Raw genomic sequence first — 14919 nt, 5'->3', positions numbered from 1 at the left:
TTTGCGGGCAGCCTGTCATTTGCTGCGTCGGCTTGCGTGACGATCAACATCTATTTCCCGGCCGCCGCCGCGGAAAAGGCCGCCGACCGCATCATCGACGAGGTCTGGCAGACACGTGAAAACCAGCCGCCGCAGGCGGCGCCGGCAGAGCAGGGGGCAGGGCAATGAACGCAGGTCACGGGGTTCCGGGATGGATGCGCTGGCTGATGGCCGGCCTGCTGGGCTGCATGATGGCTTTTGCCGTACAGGCCCAGGGCAATCTCGAAATCGACACGCCGGCGATCGCCGCGCTGAAATTGTCCATGCAGAAGCGCCATGGGCAGCTTGCGCCGCTATATGCCTCGGGTGCGATCGGCCTCGCAGCCGACGGCAGCGTCGCCCTGCGGGACGCATCGGCGGTGCCGCTGGCGCAGCGCGGCAGCGTCAATGCGCTGGTGGCGGCGGAGAACGCCGACCGCAGCGCGCTGTACCGCGAAGTCGCGCGTGCCAACCAGCACCCGGAGTGGGAAGCCGACATCCGCAGCACCTTCGCCCAGCGCTGGATCGACCGTGCCCCCGCCGGCTGGTGGGTGCAGCGAAGCGGGGGCTGGGTGAAGAAGTAATGCCCGTTCTCGTCTTCGACATCGAAACCATTCCGGACGTCGCCGGCATCCGGAACCTGTACGAACTGCCGCCCGAACTGTCCGACACCGAAGCGGCGGAATGGGCTTTCCAGCAGCGGCGTGCCAGCCACGGCAACGATTTCCTGCCGCACCACCTGCAGCGGGTGGTGACGATCTCCTGCGTGCTGCGCGACGCCCAGCATTTCCGCGTGTTTTCGCTGTCCGAACCGGACGCGGGCGAAGGCGAGATCATCCAGCGCTTCTTCGACGGCGTCGAGCGCTACACGCCGCAGATCATTTCGTGGAACGGCGGCGGCTTCGACCTGCCGGTGCTGCATTACCGCGGCATGCTGCACGGCGTCACGGCGCCGCGCTACTGGGACCAGGGCGAGGGCGATTACCACGATTCGCGCGACTTCAAGTGGAACAACTACATCGGCCGCTACCACAACCGCCATCTCGACCTGATGGACCTGCTGGCGATGTACCAGCCGCGCGCCAGCGCACCGCTGGACGACCTCGCCAAGCTGATGGGCTACCCGGGCAAGCTCGGCATGGACGGCTCGGCGGTGTGGCAGGCCTGGCAGGAAGGGCGCGCGACCGAGATCCGCGACTATTGCGAGACCGACGTGGTCAATACCTATCTTGTCTATCTACGCTTCGAGCGCATGCGCGGACATCTCGACGCCAAGGCCTGGGCGGACGAAGTCGAAGTCGTGCGAGAATCGCTCGGACGGCTCGAGGCGCCGCACTGGAAGCAGTTTCTGGAGGCCTGGCCGCAGGGCTGATGTGGTTGGCCAGACGCGGTCGGCGAAACGCGGTTTGGCCCGATCACGCGCATCGACGTATTCACCCCATAACAGGAGAGTCACATGGGCATCATCGCTACAATCTTCATCGGCCTGATCGTCGGCCTCGTCGCCCGCCTGCTGCATCCCGGCAAGGATGGTCTGGGCCTGATCATGACCGCCTTGCTCGGTATCGCCGGTTCGCTGGTGGCGACCTATGGCGGGCAGGCGCTCGGTATCTATCATGCCGGTGAAGGCGCAGGGTTCATCGGCGCGGTGGTCGGCGCGATCGTGATCCTGTTCATCGTCAGCCGACTCAAGAAGTAGTTTTTTCGTGTGCACTGCAAAAAAACTTTGACAAGTTTTTATGAGTGCCTATAATGCGGGTCTTCAGCAGGCGCGTAGCTCAGTTGGTTAGAGCACCACCTTGACATGGTGGGGGTCGTTGGTTCGAATCCAATCGCGCCTACCAAGATTCTGGAGTCGATGACATGTTCCGAACTACCACTCAGGCCGGAAACTGAACAGGTCGGCTCCGCTTGTTAGTCTGCTAGAGAAAAAAGCGCGCCTAGACCGCGCTTTTTTTTCGTCCACAATTTTCGTTCGTATCCTGACCCGCGATTTCGCCGGGCAGACACTGCCAGAGATCACAGCCATGCCCAACATCACGCTTCCCGATGGTTCCGTCCGCAGCTTCGACCATCCGGTGACCGTTGCCGAGGTCGCGGCGTCCATCGGCGCCGGGCTTGCCAAGGCCGCGCTGGCCGGGCGCGTCGGCGGGAGGCTGGTGGACCTGTCGCATCGGCTCGATACCGACGCGGAACTGGCGATCGTCACCGACAAGAACGAGGATGGGCTGGACATCATCCGCCACTCCTCCGCCCACCTGCTGGCGCATGCGGTGAAGGAGCTGTTCCCCGATGCCCAGGTGACGATCGGGCCGGTGATCGACAACGGCTTCTATTACGACTTCTCATACAAGCGCCCCTTCACGCCGGAAGACCTCACCGCGATCGAAACGCGCATGGCCGAGATTTCCAAGCGCAGCATCCCGGTCGAGCGCGAAGTGTGGCCGCGCGACAAGGCGGTGGAGTTCTTCAAGAGCATTGGCGAGCACTACAAGGCCGAGATCATCGCCTCCATCCCGGCAAACGAGGACGTCTCGCTGTACCGCCAGGGCGACTTCATCGACCTGTGCCGCGGCCCGCACGTGCCTTCGACCGGCAAGCTCAAGGTCTTCAAGCTGATGAAGCTGGCCGGCGCCTACTGGCGCGGCGATTCGAAGAACGAGATGCTGCAGCGCATCTACGGTACGGCGTGGACGAAGAAGGAAGATCTCGACGCCTACCTGCACATGATCGAGGAAGCCGAAAAGCGCGACCACCGCAAGCTTGGCCGTCAGCTCGATCTCTTCCACCTGCAGGACGAGGCGCCGGGCATGGTGTTCTGGCACGCCAAGGGCTGGACGCTGTGGCAGCAGATCGAGCAGTACATGCGCCGCACGCTCGGCGAGCACGGCTACCAGGAAGTGAAGACGCCGCAGATCGTTGACCGCTCGCTGTGGGAAAAATCTGGCCACTGGGGCATGTATGGCGACCTGATGTTCACGACGCAGTCCGAGAAGCATGACTACGCGGTCAAGCCGATGAACTGTCCGTGCCACATCCAGATCTTCAACCAGGGTTTGAAGAGCTACCGCGACCTGCCGCTGCGCATGGCCGAATTCGGCTCCTGCCACCGCAACGAGCCGTCCGGTTCGCTGCACGGCATCATGCGCGTGCGCAACTTCGTGCAGGACGATGCGCACATCTTCTGCGCCGAGAGCCAGGTGCAGGCCGAATCGGCCGAGTTCATCCGCCTGCTGCAGAAGGTCTATGCCGATTTCGGCTTCAACGACGTGCAGGTCAAGCTGTTGACGCGGCCGGACAAGCGCGTCGGCACCGACGAGCAGTGGGATGCGGCCGAAGCGGCGCTGGCGGCGGCACTCGATGCGCAGGGCCTGCCCTACGAGCTGCAGCCGGGCGAGGGGGCCTTCTACGGGCCGAAGATCGAGTTCTCGCTGAAGGACAGCCTCGGCCGGGTATGGCAGTGCGGCACGCTGCAGCTCGACTTCAACCTGCCGGTGCGCCTCGGCGCGGAGTACGTTGACGAGGACAACACCAAGAAGGTGCCGGTGATGCTGCACCGCGCGGTGCTGGGTTCGCTGGAGCGCTTCATCGGCATCCTGATCGAGAACCACGCCGGGGCGATGCCCTTGTGGCTGGCGCCGGTGCAGGCGGTGGTCATGAACATTTCGGAAGGGCAGGCGGACTATGCCGCCGAAGCCGCGGCAAAGCTCAGGAAAGCGGGCTTCCGCGTCGAAGCCGATTTGCGCAACGAAAAGATTAACTATAAAATCCGCGAACATAGCGTGCAGAAGCTGCCATATCAGATCGTCATCGGCGACAAGGAAAAGGCGGCTGGCCTGGTGGCCGTGCGTGCCCGGGGTGGCCAGGATCTTGGCCAAATGTCCCTCGATTCGCTGATCGAACGCTGGCTTCGCGAAGTTGAAGCGAAGGCCGGCACGGTCTGATTTTTGGTTTTCGTGGAGAGTTGAACCATCGCTCAAGAGAAGAAGCAGCGCGTTAATAGGGAGATCAACGCGCCCGAGGTCCGGCTGGTCGGTGAAGAAGGCGAACAGCTCGGAATCGTGTCCCTGAACACAGCCCTGAACATGGCCGAAGAGGCCGGGCTGGATCTGGTCGAAATCGCGCCGATGGCCGCACCGCCGGTCTGCAAGCTGATGGATTTCGGCAAGTTCAAGTATCAGGAACAGAAGAAGGCCCACGAAGCCCGGCTCAAGCAGAAGCAGGTGCAGGTCAAGGAGGTCAAGCTCCGCCCCGGCACCGACGAGAACGATTACCAGATCAAGCTTCGCAACCTGAAGCGCTTCCTGGAAGAAGGCGACAAGTGCAAGGTGACCTTGCGCTTCCGCGGCCGAGAGATGGCCCACCAGGAGTTCGGTCTGCGTCAGCTCGAACGCGTCAAGGCCGACCTGGAGGAACTGGGTCAGGTCGAGCAGATGCCGAAGATGGAAGGGCGCCAGATGATCATGGTCATCGCGCCCAAAAAGAAGCACTGAGAGAAGCACCAAGCTTCTAAGAATTTGCCCCGCAAGGGGCAAGACCGGCGGGCAGCAAAAGCCGCCCGCCGGAAAACAAGTGGTGCCGGGTATGGAAATGCGTCGGGGCTTATCGGCGCTACCTGGTGTCATCCAAAAACATGGAGTCTCAGCAATGCCCAAGATGAAGACGAAGAGCGGCGCCAAGAAGCGCTTCAAGGTCCGCTCGAGTGGTGGGATCAAGCGGTCCCAGGCGTTCAAGCGCCACATCCTGACCAAGAAAACGACCAAGGCGAAGCGTCAGCTGCGCGGCATGACCGAAGTTCATGCTGCCGATGAAAAGCTGATTCGCGCCATGCTTCCGTACGCTTGATAGGAGACCGCAATGCCTCGCGTTAAACGTGGTGTAACCGCCCGCGCTCGTCACAAGAAAGTCCTTTCCCAGGCCAAGGGTTATCGCGGCCGCCGCAAAAACGTCTATCGCATCGCCAAGCAGGCGGTGATGAAGGCCGGCCAGTACGCCTACCGCGACCGCCGTCAGCGCAAGCGCCAGTTCCGTACCCTGTGGATCGCCCGTATCAACGCCGCCGCGCGTGAGTTGGGCCTGACCTACAGCACTTTCATGAACGGCCTGAAGAAGGCTGCGATCGAAGTGGACCGCAAGGTGCTGGCCGACCTGGCCGTGTTCGACAAGCCCGCTTTTGCGGCAATTGCCGAACAGGCCCGGGCCAAACTCGCTGCGTAATTCGACGCAGTCCGAAAAAAGGAGGCCTGGCCTCCTTTTTTTTCTTCTGAATCTGGCTTGCACGGCCACTCACAGCACTTGCAGTACATCGCAACCCGGCAGGGCACGGATATGGAACACCTGGATCAACTGGTTCAACAGGCAGCCGCCGATTTCGCCGCGGCGGCCGACAGCGCCCATCTCGAACAGGCCAAGGCACGCTATCTCGGCAAGAGCGGTTCGCTGACCGAACGGCTGAAGTCGCTCGGCAAGCTGGACCCCGATGCGCGGCGTGAAGCCGGCGCGGCCATCAATGCCGCCAAGACCGCGATCGAGGCCGCACTCGAAGCGCGCCGCAACGCCTTGCGCGAAGCCGCGCTGCTGGCCCAGCTGGCCGCCGAAGCGCTGGACGTGACGCTGCCCGGCCGCGGCGTGACGCCGGGCGGCCTGCACCCGGTGAGCCGCACGCTCGAACGCATCGAGCAGCTGTTCGGCTCGATCGGCTTCATCGCCGCCGACGGCCCTGAAATTGAAACCGACTGGCACAACTTCACCGCGCTGAACACGCCGGAGAACCACCCCGCGCGTTCGATGCACGACACCTTCTACCTCGAAGGCCAGGACGAGGTGCTGCTGCGCACCCACACCAGTCCGGTGCAGATCCGCGCCATGCAGGCCCACGTCGAGCGCTACAAGGACCACGACACCATGCCCGAGCTGCGCGTGATCGCGCCGGGCCGGGTGTTCCGCGTCGACTCCGATGCGACCCATTCGCCGATGTTCCACCAGGCCGAAGGCCTGTGGGTGGGCGAGAACGTCAGCTTCGCCGACCTCAAGGGCGTGATCGCCGACTTCCTGCGCAAGTTCTTCGAGATCGACGACCTGCAGGTCCGCTTCCGGCCGTCCTTCTTCCCCTTCACCGAACCCAGCGCCGAGATCGACGTCGCCTTCATGAGCGGTGCGCTCGAAGGCCGCTGGCTCGAGATCGCCGGCTGCGGCATGGTCCACCCGAACGTGCTGCGCTTCGGCGGCATCGACCCCGAGCGCTACACCGGCTTCGCCTTCGGCATGGGACCGGATCGCCTGACGATGCTGCGCTACGGCGTCAACGACCTGCGCCTGTTCTTCGAAGGCGATCTGCGCTTCCTGAGCCAGTTCCGCTGACCAGTGCCGGCAGCGCGCCCATCGGCGGCGCCTGCCTCATCGAATTCTTCCGGGTAATCGAATCATGCAATTCTCCGAACAGTGGCTGCGGACCTTCGTCGATCCGCAACTCGACAGTGACGCACTCGGCCACCTGCTGACGATGGCCGGCCTCGAAGTGGAAGAGGCCGAGCCGGCCGCGCCCGCCTTCTCGGGCGTGGTCGTGGCCCGGATCGTCGAGGCGGAAAAGCATCCGAACGCCGACAAGCTCAAGCTGTGCAAGGTCGATACCGGCACCGGCGAACTGCTGCAGATCGTCTGCGGCGCGCCGAACGCCGCCGCCGGCATGAAAGTGCCGTGCGCCAGGGTCGGCGCCGTGCTGCCGGGCGACTTCGCCATCAAGGCGGCCAAGCTGCGCGGCGTCGAATCCTTCGGCATGCTGTGCTCGGCGCGCGAGCTGGGTCTGTCGGAAGACCACGGCGGCCTGTACGCGCTGCCCGAGGATGCGCCGGTCGGCCGCGACATCCGCGACTACCTCGGCCTCGACGACACCTTGTTCACGATCAAGCTGACGCCGAACCGCGCCGACTGCCTCAGCCTCGAAGGCGTGGCGCGCGAAGTCGCGGCGATCACCGGCAGCGCGCTGGGCAAGACCGAAGTCGCGCCGGTCGCACCCAGCCACGACGCCCGCCGCGCCATCGTGCTCGACGCGCCGGAGGCCTGCCCGCGCTACTGCGGCCGCATCCTGCGCGGCGTCGATGCCAAGGCGCCGACGCCGGACTGGATGGTCACGCGCCTGGCGCGCAGCGGCATCCGCTCGATCAGCGCGCTGGTGGACGTCACCAACTACGTCATGCTGGAACTCGGCCAGCCGCTGCACGCCTTCGACAACACCAAGCTGCAGGGTGCGATCCACGTGCGCTACCCGCGCGAAGGCGAACAGGTGCTGCTGCTCAACGAGCATACGGTGTCGCCGGCTGCCGACACGCTGCTGATCGCCGACGAAGCCCGCGCGCTGGCGCTGGCCGGCATCATGGGCGGTGAAGACAGCGGCATCACCCTTGAAACCAGCGAAGTCTTCCTCGAAAGCGCCTTCTTCGCGCCGGATGCGATCGCCGGCCGCGCACGCACCCACGGCTTCGGCTCGGACGCTTCGCACCGCTTCGAGCGCGGCGTCGATTTCGAACTGCCGCGCCGCGCACTGGAGCGCGCCACCCGACTGATCATCGACATCTGCGGCGGCGAAGCCGGCCCGGTCGAGGAAGCACTTGCTGCCGACAAGCTGCCGGCACGCCAGCCGGTACGCTTGCGTACCGCGCGTGCGCGCCGCGTGCTCGGCATCGACCTCGACGATGCCGCGATCCAGTCGCTGCTCGAACGCGTGCATCTGGACGTCCGGCGCGACGCCGAGGACTTCGTCGTCACGCCGCCGTCATGGCGCTTCGACATCGAGATCGAAGTCGACCTGGTCGAGGAGCTCGCCCGCCTGCACGGCTACGACAACATTCCCGCAGTGGCGCCGCAAGGCGGCCTGATGATGCTGCCGAGTACCGAGCACGCCCGCCCGGTATGGGCCGCGCGCCATCTGCTGGCCGCGCGTGGCTACCAGGAAGTGGTCAACTTCGCTTTCGTCGAGGAAGCCTGGGAGCGCGATTTCTGCGCCAACGAAGACCCGATCCGTCTCGCCAACCCGATCGCCAGCCAGCTCAGCGTGATGCGCTCCAGCCTGATCGCGGGCCTGGTCGATACCATGGCCACCAACCGCAAGCGCCAGACCGAGCGCGTACGGGTGTTCGAAGTCGCGCGCGTGTTCGAGCGCAAGGCCGACGGCGAGCCGGTGACCGGCTTCCACCAGCCGATGCGCATCGCCGGCCTCGCTGCTGGTTCGGTGCTGCCGGAGCAGTGGGGCGAGCGCAGCCGGGTGGTCGATTTCTACGACATCAAGGCTGACGTCGAGGCCCTGCTCGCGCCGCGCAATCCAAACTTCGTGTGCCTGTCGCATCCGGCCCTGCACCCCGGCCGCGCCGCCAGCGTGTCGCTGGATGGCCGCGTGATCGGCGTCATCGGCGAACTGCATCCGGTGTGGGTGCAGCGCTACGACCTTAGCATCGCGCCGGTGGTGTTCGAGCTCGAGCTCGATGCCGTGCTGCGCGCGCGCATGCCGTCCTACAGCGAGATCTCGCGCATGCCGGCGGTGGTGCGCGACCTGGCGCTGGTGCTGGGCACCGACGTCACTGCCGAGCGCGTCATCGACACGCTGCGCCAGGCGGCGCCGGCGGTGGTGCGGGAAATCACCCTGTTCGACGTCTATCAGGGCAGGGGCATCGAGCCCGACCGGAAGAGCCTTGCCTTCAGGGTGTCGATGCAAGATACTCAGCGCACGCTCGAAGACGCCGAAGTGGATGCCGTCATGGCAGGTTTGGTGAAGCAGGCCGAAACCGTGCTCGGTGCCCGCCTGCGTGGAGCAGGAGGCTGACATGACGACGCTGACCAAGGCGGAACTGGCCGAGTTGCTGTTCGAGCAGGTCGGTCTCAACAAGCGCGAAGCCAAGGACATGGTGGAGGGCTTCTTCGAGGAGATCCGGACGGCACTGGAGCGCGGCGACAGTGTCAAGCTGTCGGGCTTCGGCAACTTCCAGTTGCGCGACAAGCCGCAGCGCCCCGGACGCAATCCCAAGACTGGCGAGGAAATTCCGATCACCGCGCGGCGGGTGGTCACTTTCCATGCCAGCCAGAAACTCAAGGCAGCCGTGGAGCAACTCAGCGATGCAAGCAAGCAACCCTGAAATCGGCGCGGAACCGCTGCCGCCGATTCCGGCCAAGCGTTATTTCACCATCGGCGAAGTGAGCGAACTGTGCGGCGTCAAGCCGCATGTGCTGCGCTACTGGGAGCAGGAGTTCACCCAGCTCAAGCCGGTCAAGCGCCGCGGCAACCGGCGCTACTACCAGCACCACGAAGTGCTGCTGGTCCGGCGCATCCGCGAACTGCTGTACCAGGAAGGCTTCACCATTTCCGGCGCGCGCAACCGCCTGGGCGAAAGCGCGATCCAGGAGCAGGAAAGCAGGATCGAGGCGGACCAGTACCGCGCGCTGGTGGCCGAAGTCCGTGCCGATGTGAAGGCCTTGCTCGCGGATTTGCGCGCCTGAGGATGCCAGTTTCAAAAAACTGGTAAATCCTGAAATCGCTGCTATAATGGCGGCTTGTGTCGGGGCGTAGCGCAGCCTGGTAGCGCACTTGCATGGGGTGCAAGGGGTCGCGAGTTCGAATCCCGCCGCCCCGACCAATCAAACAAACCGGCTCAGGCCGGTTTTTTGTTTTTCATGCCAGCAGATTCGGGCGCATGGACCGCTGTGCTAACATTTCGCGTCTTCAGGCCGCGCTCGCGGCGCTTTCCATGGGTTTCAGATGCGCATTCTGGTCAGTAACGACGACGGTTATTTCGCTCCCGGAATTGCGGCGCTCGCCGAGGCGCTCGGCACCATCGGCGAGGTCACGGTGGTGGCGCCCGAGCGCGACCGCAGCGGTGCCAGCAACTCGCTGACGCTGGACCGTCCGCTGTCGCTGCGCCGCACCGCCAACGGCTTCTATCATGTCAATGGCACGCCGACCGACTGCGTGCACCTCGCGGTGACCGGCATGCTTGATCATCTGCCCGACATGGTGGTGTCAGGTGTCAACCACGGCGCCAACATGGGCGACGATACGGTGTATTCGGGTACCGTCGCGGCGGCGACCGAAGGTTTCCTGCTCGGCGTGCCGTCGATCGCGGTGTCGCTGGTCAGCAAGTCGGCGGCCGATTTCACCGCTGCCGCGCGTGTTGCCCGTGACCTCGCCGAGCGTTTCATGCGCGATCCCTTTCCGCAGCCGATGCTGCTCAACGTCAATGTGCCGGACGTCGCCTATGAGCGCCTGCAGGGGATCAAGGTGACGCGGCTGGGCCGGCGCCACAAGGCCGAGCCGGTGGTGCGCAGCGTGACGCCGCGCAACGAAACCGTGTATTGGGTCGGCGCAGCCGGCGGAGCGGCCGATGCGGGCGAGGGCACGGATTTCCACGCCGTGGCCAATGGCTACGTGTCGGTCACGCCGCTGCAGATCGACCTTACCCACACCGGCCAGATCGCGCCGGTTTTCGACTGGCTGAAGCGGTGAGCGTGCGCAGCGCCGACGCTGGGCAGGCGATGCGCGCGCGTGCGCGCATGGTCGAGCGCCTTCGTACCCAGGGCATTCGTGACGAACGGGTGCTGGCGGCGATGCAGAACGTGCCGCGCCACATGTTCGTCGAGGAAGGGTTGGGCTACAGCGCTTACGACGACACGCCGCTGCCGATCGGCTTCCAGCAGACGATTTCGCAGCCTTTCGTCGTCGCACGAATGATCGAGTTGCTGCGAGCCGGACGGGAGCTGGGGCGGACTCTGGAGGTCGGGGCGGGCTGTGGCTATCAGGCGGCCGTACTGAGCCAGCTGGCGACCGAAGTCTATGCGGTCGAGCGCATCCGTCCGCTGCTCGATCGGGCGCGGGCCAACCTGCGCCCGCTGCGCCTGCCCAATGTCAGATTGAAACTTGCGGACGGTAGTCTGGGTCTTCCTGAAGCGGCTCCGTTCGACAGCATCATCGTCGCGGCCGCGGCCATCGGTTTGCCGCCGGCCCTCAAGTCGCAACTCGCGCCGGGTGGGCGTCTGATCGTACCGGTGGGAGGGGCCGACCAGCGATTGCTGCTGGTCGAGCGGCAAGGTAACGTTTTCCGGGAAAGCTGGTATGAAGCGGTACGCTTCGTACCGCTGCTCGCAGGTACGGAATGAAATTAGCTATTCACATGCAGACTCGTTTTGGTTTGATGCCAGCCCTGCTGGCAAGCGCGGTATTGGCGGGGTGCGCCTCGACATATGACGCACCGGTACGCGATCGCAACGGTGCGCCGCCTGTTACTGGTTCCGTGCCAGCAGTGCCGGCAGGCATGCATGTGGTCAGGCAGGGTGAAACCCTGCTCGGCATCGCACGCCAGCACAACGTGACGTTGCCGGATCTGGTGCGCTGGAACAATTTGACCGATCCCAACCAGATTCAGGTTGGCCAGACCTTGCGTGTCGGCCCGTCCGATGTGGCGCAGGACGGCGGTGCCACGGTCATTCCGATCGGTGAAGGTGCGGTGGCGCAACCGATTCCGATGCCAGGCAGCGTCGAACCGGCTGCGCCGCCGCTGAAGCAGGGGCCGCTGGGTGGATCGATACCGTATTCGCAGGCTCCTGGTTCTGGTACCGCCACGCCTCCCACGGTGCCCGTACCCGAGCAGCCGGCGCCAGCACCCGAGATGCCGCCAACGGCTGCCACCGGCGAATGGCAATGGCCGTCGGCCGGGCGTGTGGTTGCGGCATACAACGAAGCGACCAACAAGGGGCTCGATATCGGCGGCAATGTCGGCGACCCGGTCTATGCGGCGGCGGCGGGCAAGGTCGTCTATGCCGGAAGTGGGCTGCGCGGCTATGGCAAGCTTGTTGTCATCAAGCATAACCAGGAGTACAACTCGGTCTATGCGCACAACGACAAGCTGCTCGTGAAGGAAGACGACCAGGTTACCCAGGGGCAGAAGATCGCCGAACTGGGCAGTTCCGAAACCGATCGCCCCAAGCTGCATTTCGAGATCCGCAAGCAGGGCAAGGCAATCGACCCGACGAAATACCTGCCCGCACGCTGACGACAGGGGGAAACATGGAAGACCCGGTAAGCCTCGATGATTTCGAAAGCCATGAACCGGATCTTCCCCCCGAGGTCGAGGTCTTTGCCACTGCGGTTTCGCAGGCGAAGGAAAGCGATTTCTTCAGTGATGTCACCCAGCTCTATCTCAACGAGATCGGTGCCAATCCGCTGCTGACCGCCGAAGAAGAGCTCAGGCTGGCGCGCCTGGTGCGCATGGGCAACTTCGATGCCCGTCAGACGATGATCGAGCGCAATCTCAGGCTCGTCGTCAACATCGCCAAACACTATCTGAATCGTGGCATTCCTCTGCTCGACCTGGTCGAGGAGGGGAATCTCGGGCTGATGCATGCCCTCGAGAAGTTCGACCCGGAACGGGGCTTCCGTTTTTCCACCTACGCGACCTGGTGGATACGCCAGAACATCGAACGCGCGATCATGAACCAGTCGCGCACGATCCGCCTGCCCGTGCATGTGGTGAAGGAACTGAACCAGGTGCTGCGCGCCCAGCGCTGCACCGACGGCGCCATCGGCGAACCTTCGCTGGAGGCGGTCGCCTGCAGGCTTGGCAAGACGGTTGATGAGGTGCGGGAAATTCTGCAGCTCAGCGAACATACGGCCTCGCTGGATGCGCCGCTCGACATCGACCCGAACCTGTCGATAGGTGAATCGCTGGCCGACGAGCAGGTGCTGGCGCCGGATCAGCAGATTCATTTCGCCGAGCTCGAGCGTCTGGTGCGCGAATGGATCAAGATGCTGTCGGACAAGCAGAGGCTCGTCATCCGCCACCGTTACGGCATGGACGAATGCGAACTGCTGACGCTGGAAGAACTGGCGCTGCGTCTCGATCTGACCCGCGAGCGCGTGCGCCAGATCCAGCTCGAAGCACTCAACCAGTTGCGCCGTATCCTCAAGCGCTACGGTATTTCTCGCGACGCCCTGCTGTGAGCGCCGATTCCCGCCTGATCAGTCAGGCCTGCCGTCCACCGGATAAACCCTGAAGTAAAGTTCGCGGCTGGCGTAGGCCATCACCGGCAGCGCTACGAGCATCAGCGGCAGCAGTACGGCGCTGACGATGGTCACTGCGGCCAGCAGGCAGGCCCACGCCATGATGACGCCGAAGCGCCCGAACACCGCCCTGACGCTGGCGACGACACCGGAGACGAGATTGGCGCGCTGATCGTAGATCAGCGGGATCGAGAACGCTGAGACTGCGAACAGGATGAAGGCCAGTACTGCGCCCATGATCGAGCTGAAGAACACGAAGCGGTAGACGGCCTCGTCGCCCTGCAGCAGGTGAGCCAGCCGGGTGGGTTCGCGGCCGACCATGAAGCCGTAGAGCGTGCCCGCGTCGGTGATCCAGATCAGGAACAGCAGCGCGCAGACGAAGGAGACGACCCAGCCGCCGCGCGGCATGCGGGCGAAGCCGCGCCAGATATCGGCAGCCGCCGGGCGGCGGCCGGCGCGCAGACCGTCCGACAGCGAGAAGAAACCTGCCAGCAGCGCAGGGCCGATCAGCATGAAGCCGCCGGCGAAGGACAGGCTGAGCGGTGCGATCGACATCGACTCGAGCGCCCAGAACAGGATTGCACCGAGCACGACGAAAACCGCCGCATAGCCGATGCTGAGGGCCGGCATGGCGCAGAACTGCCGCCAGCCGGTGGACATGGCCGCGGAGACGTCGGACAGGCGGACGGCGGCGGGCTTCAGTGGCGAGGAGGTCACGTGTGTCTGCAGGCGGAAGCTGTGGGCCGCCTGAGTTCACGAGGAATCGCCGCGCCGTTCCTTGATTTGAATCAGTTTCGCCGTTCGGCCCTGATGCGCTCGACGAGGCGGCGCTGGCTCAGCGCCTCGGCCAGTTCGAACACCGACATCGCATAGAAGCTGCTGCGGTTGTAGCGCGTGATCACGTAGAAGTTGCGATAGCCGAGCCAGTATTCCGTCGCTGCGCCGGGCGTTTCGAGATCGACCAGGGTGGCTGTGCCAGCGGCGCTGTCGCCGTGCAGCGGCTTCACGCCGGCCTGGAGCAGTGCATCGGGCTCGAGCACCGGCTCGATGCCTGCGGCGACCAGGGCCGCGGCGTCCGTGTCGGCTGCCAGTTGGGCGCGCTCGGCGATCGCTGCTCCTGGCTGCCAGCCATGCACGTGCAGGTAGTTGGCGACGCTGCCGATCGCATCGACCGGGTCGGAGTCGAAGTCGATGTGGCCGTTGCCGTCGAAGTCGACCGCATAGGCACGCACGCTGCTGGGCAGGAACTGGGGATAGCCGATGGCGCCGGCGTAGGAGCCGTAGTAGTCCGTCGGCGCGCGGCCTTGTTCGCGGGCGAGCAGGAACAGGGCTTCGAGTTCGCGCCGGAACAGGTCCGCGCGCGGCGGGTAGTCGAAGGCGAGGGTGGATAGCGCGGACAGGGTTTCGTAGTTGCCGGTGTGGCGGCCGTATACAGTCTCGACGCCGATGATCGCGACGATGATTTCCGGCGGCACGCCGAACTGCTTCGACGCACGCTCGAGCTCCACCTCATGCTCATTCCAGAATGCGACGCCACCGTCGATGCGGCTGCGGTCGAGGAAACGGGCGCGATAGTTCTGCCACGAGCGCACTCCCTTGCGTGCAGGCGGCGTGATCAGCCGGATCACGCTGGCCTCGTGCCGGGCCAGCGCCAGTGTTGCCGTGACGGCGTCCCGGTCGAAGCCATGGCGTGCCACGAGTTCATCGGTGAAGGCGCGAACATCGTCGCGCTCGGCATAGGAAGCCAGTGCTGAAGTGGCTGGCAGCGCGGCCAGCGCCGACAGGCTGGCACTGATCAGGACGGACACGATCCGGTTTCTGGTCTTGTCCGTGGCGGGTCCAGCGCGGAAATGCAGGAGCTG

General features: G+C 64.6%; 18 protein-coding genes and 2 tRNA genes. 18 read left to right on the top strand and 2 right to left on the bottom strand.

Features of this window, described 5'->3' with window-relative positions:
- Window positions 1–36 precede the first annotated feature (36 nt).
- From QM748_RS08125 to rpoS, 18 genes are all read left to right on the top strand, one after another.
- Window positions 37–168: a hypothetical protein gene (locus tag QM748_RS08125; protein ID WP_415246490.1), complete on the top strand. Its 132-nt coding sequence runs from the start codon at window positions 37–39 to the stop codon at window positions 166–168.
- On the top strand, window positions 165–602 hold the full coding sequence (locus QM748_RS08120) for a YdbL family protein (RefSeq protein ID WP_415246489.1): 438 nt from the start codon (window positions 165–167) through the stop codon (window positions 600–602). Before QM748_RS08125 ends, QM748_RS08120 begins: the two co-directional genes overlap by 4 nt.
- Entirely contained in the window at window positions 602–1390 is a 789-nt protein-coding gene (locus QM748_RS08115; RefSeq protein ID WP_415246488.1) for a 3'-5' exonuclease, read from the top strand. Before QM748_RS08120 ends, QM748_RS08115 begins: the two co-directional genes overlap by 1 nt.
- A gap of 84 nt (window positions 1391–1474) precedes the next feature.
- Window positions 1475–1717, top strand: coding sequence for a GlsB/YeaQ/YmgE family stress response membrane protein (locus QM748_RS08110; RefSeq protein WP_415246487.1), 243 nt, complete (start codon window positions 1475–1477; stop codon window positions 1715–1717).
- Window positions 1718–1785: 68 nt separating this feature from the next.
- Window positions 1786–1862 (top strand) — tRNA-Val (locus QM748_RS08105).
- A 183-nt stretch (window positions 1863–2045) separates the two neighbouring features.
- Entirely contained in the window at window positions 2046–3962 is a 1917-nt protein-coding gene (gene thrS, locus QM748_RS08100) for a threonine--tRNA ligase (protein WP_415246486.1), read from the top strand.
- A 27-nt stretch (window positions 3963–3989) separates the two neighbouring features.
- Entirely contained in the window at window positions 3990–4511 is a 522-nt protein-coding gene (gene infC / locus QM748_RS08095; protein WP_415248038.1) for a translation initiation factor IF-3, read from the top strand.
- A 154-nt stretch (window positions 4512–4665) separates the two neighbouring features.
- Window positions 4666–4863 (top strand): 50S ribosomal protein L35, encoded by a 198-nt coding sequence (rpmI, locus tag QM748_RS08090; RefSeq protein ID WP_002923845.1) that lies wholly within the window; start codon window positions 4666–4668, stop codon window positions 4861–4863.
- A 12-nt stretch (window positions 4864–4875) separates the two neighbouring features.
- Entirely contained in the window at window positions 4876–5235 is a 360-nt protein-coding gene (gene rplT, locus QM748_RS08085; protein WP_004333413.1) for a 50S ribosomal protein L20, read from the top strand.
- 111 nt (window positions 5236–5346) lie between these two features.
- Window positions 5347–6378 carry a phenylalanine--tRNA ligase subunit alpha gene (gene pheS, locus QM748_RS08080; RefSeq protein WP_415246485.1) on the top strand — a complete coding sequence of 344 codons (1032 nt, stop codon included), beginning with the start codon at window positions 5347–5349 and terminating at the stop codon, window positions 6376–6378.
- Between the two features lie 64 nt (window positions 6379–6442).
- Entirely contained in the window at window positions 6443–8833 is a 2391-nt protein-coding gene (gene pheT / locus QM748_RS08075; RefSeq protein ID WP_415246484.1) for a phenylalanine--tRNA ligase subunit beta, read from the top strand.
- A 1-nt stretch (window position 8834) separates the two neighbouring features.
- Window positions 8835–9143: an integration host factor subunit alpha gene (locus tag QM748_RS08070; protein WP_004333406.1), complete on the top strand. Its 309-nt coding sequence runs from the start codon at window positions 8835–8837 to the stop codon at window positions 9141–9143.
- The gene (locus QM748_RS08065) at window positions 9124–9504 is read left to right on the top strand and encodes a MerR family transcriptional regulator (RefSeq protein WP_415246483.1); all 381 of its coding nucleotides are present in this window, start codon (window positions 9124–9126) and stop codon (window positions 9502–9504) included. Before QM748_RS08070 ends, QM748_RS08065 begins: the two co-directional genes overlap by 20 nt.
- A gap of 60 nt (window positions 9505–9564) precedes the next feature.
- Window positions 9565–9641, top strand: a tRNA-Pro gene (locus QM748_RS08060).
- 122 nt (window positions 9642–9763) lie between these two features.
- A complete protein-coding gene (surE, locus tag QM748_RS08055) occupies window positions 9764–10507 on the top strand; it encodes a 5'/3'-nucleotidase SurE (RefSeq protein WP_415246482.1) in 744 nt (247 codons plus the stop codon).
- Window positions 10504–11157: a protein-L-isoaspartate(D-aspartate) O-methyltransferase gene (locus QM748_RS08050; protein WP_415246481.1), complete on the top strand. Its 654-nt coding sequence runs from the start codon at window positions 10504–10506 to the stop codon at window positions 11155–11157. Before surE ends, QM748_RS08050 begins: the two co-directional genes overlap by 4 nt.
- Window positions 11154–12050 (top strand): peptidoglycan DD-metalloendopeptidase family protein, encoded by an 897-nt coding sequence (locus QM748_RS08045; RefSeq protein ID WP_415246480.1) that lies wholly within the window; start codon window positions 11154–11156, stop codon window positions 12048–12050. The genes QM748_RS08050 and QM748_RS08045 overlap by 4 nt, the downstream gene beginning before the upstream one ends.
- Window positions 12051–12064: 14 nt before the next feature.
- Window positions 12065–12997 carry an RNA polymerase sigma factor RpoS gene (gene rpoS / locus QM748_RS08040; RefSeq protein ID WP_415246479.1) on the top strand — a complete coding sequence of 311 codons (933 nt, stop codon included), beginning with the start codon at window positions 12065–12067 and terminating at the stop codon, window positions 12995–12997.
- Window positions 12998–13015: 18 nt separating this feature from the next.
- Here the strand turns inward: rpoS and QM748_RS08035 are convergent, their stop codons facing one another.
- Window positions 13016–13774, bottom strand: a complete 759-nt coding sequence (locus QM748_RS08035) for a DUF2189 domain-containing protein (RefSeq protein WP_415246478.1) — start codon at window positions 13772–13774, stop codon at window positions 13016–13018.
- A gap of 71 nt (window positions 13775–13845) precedes the next feature.
- Window positions 13846–14865 carry a lytic murein transglycosylase B gene (gene mltB / locus QM748_RS08030; RefSeq protein ID WP_415246477.1) on the bottom strand — a complete coding sequence of 340 codons (1020 nt, stop codon included), beginning with the start codon at window positions 14863–14865 and terminating at the stop codon, window positions 13846–13848.
- Window positions 14866–14919 lie beyond the last annotated feature (54 nt).

The sequence above is a fragment of the Thauera sp. genome (genome assembly GCF_047601425.1).
GTDB lineage: Bacteria > Pseudomonadota > Gammaproteobacteria > Burkholderiales > Rhodocyclaceae > Thauera.
This window is presented reverse-complemented; position numbering and strand designations above follow the sequence as displayed.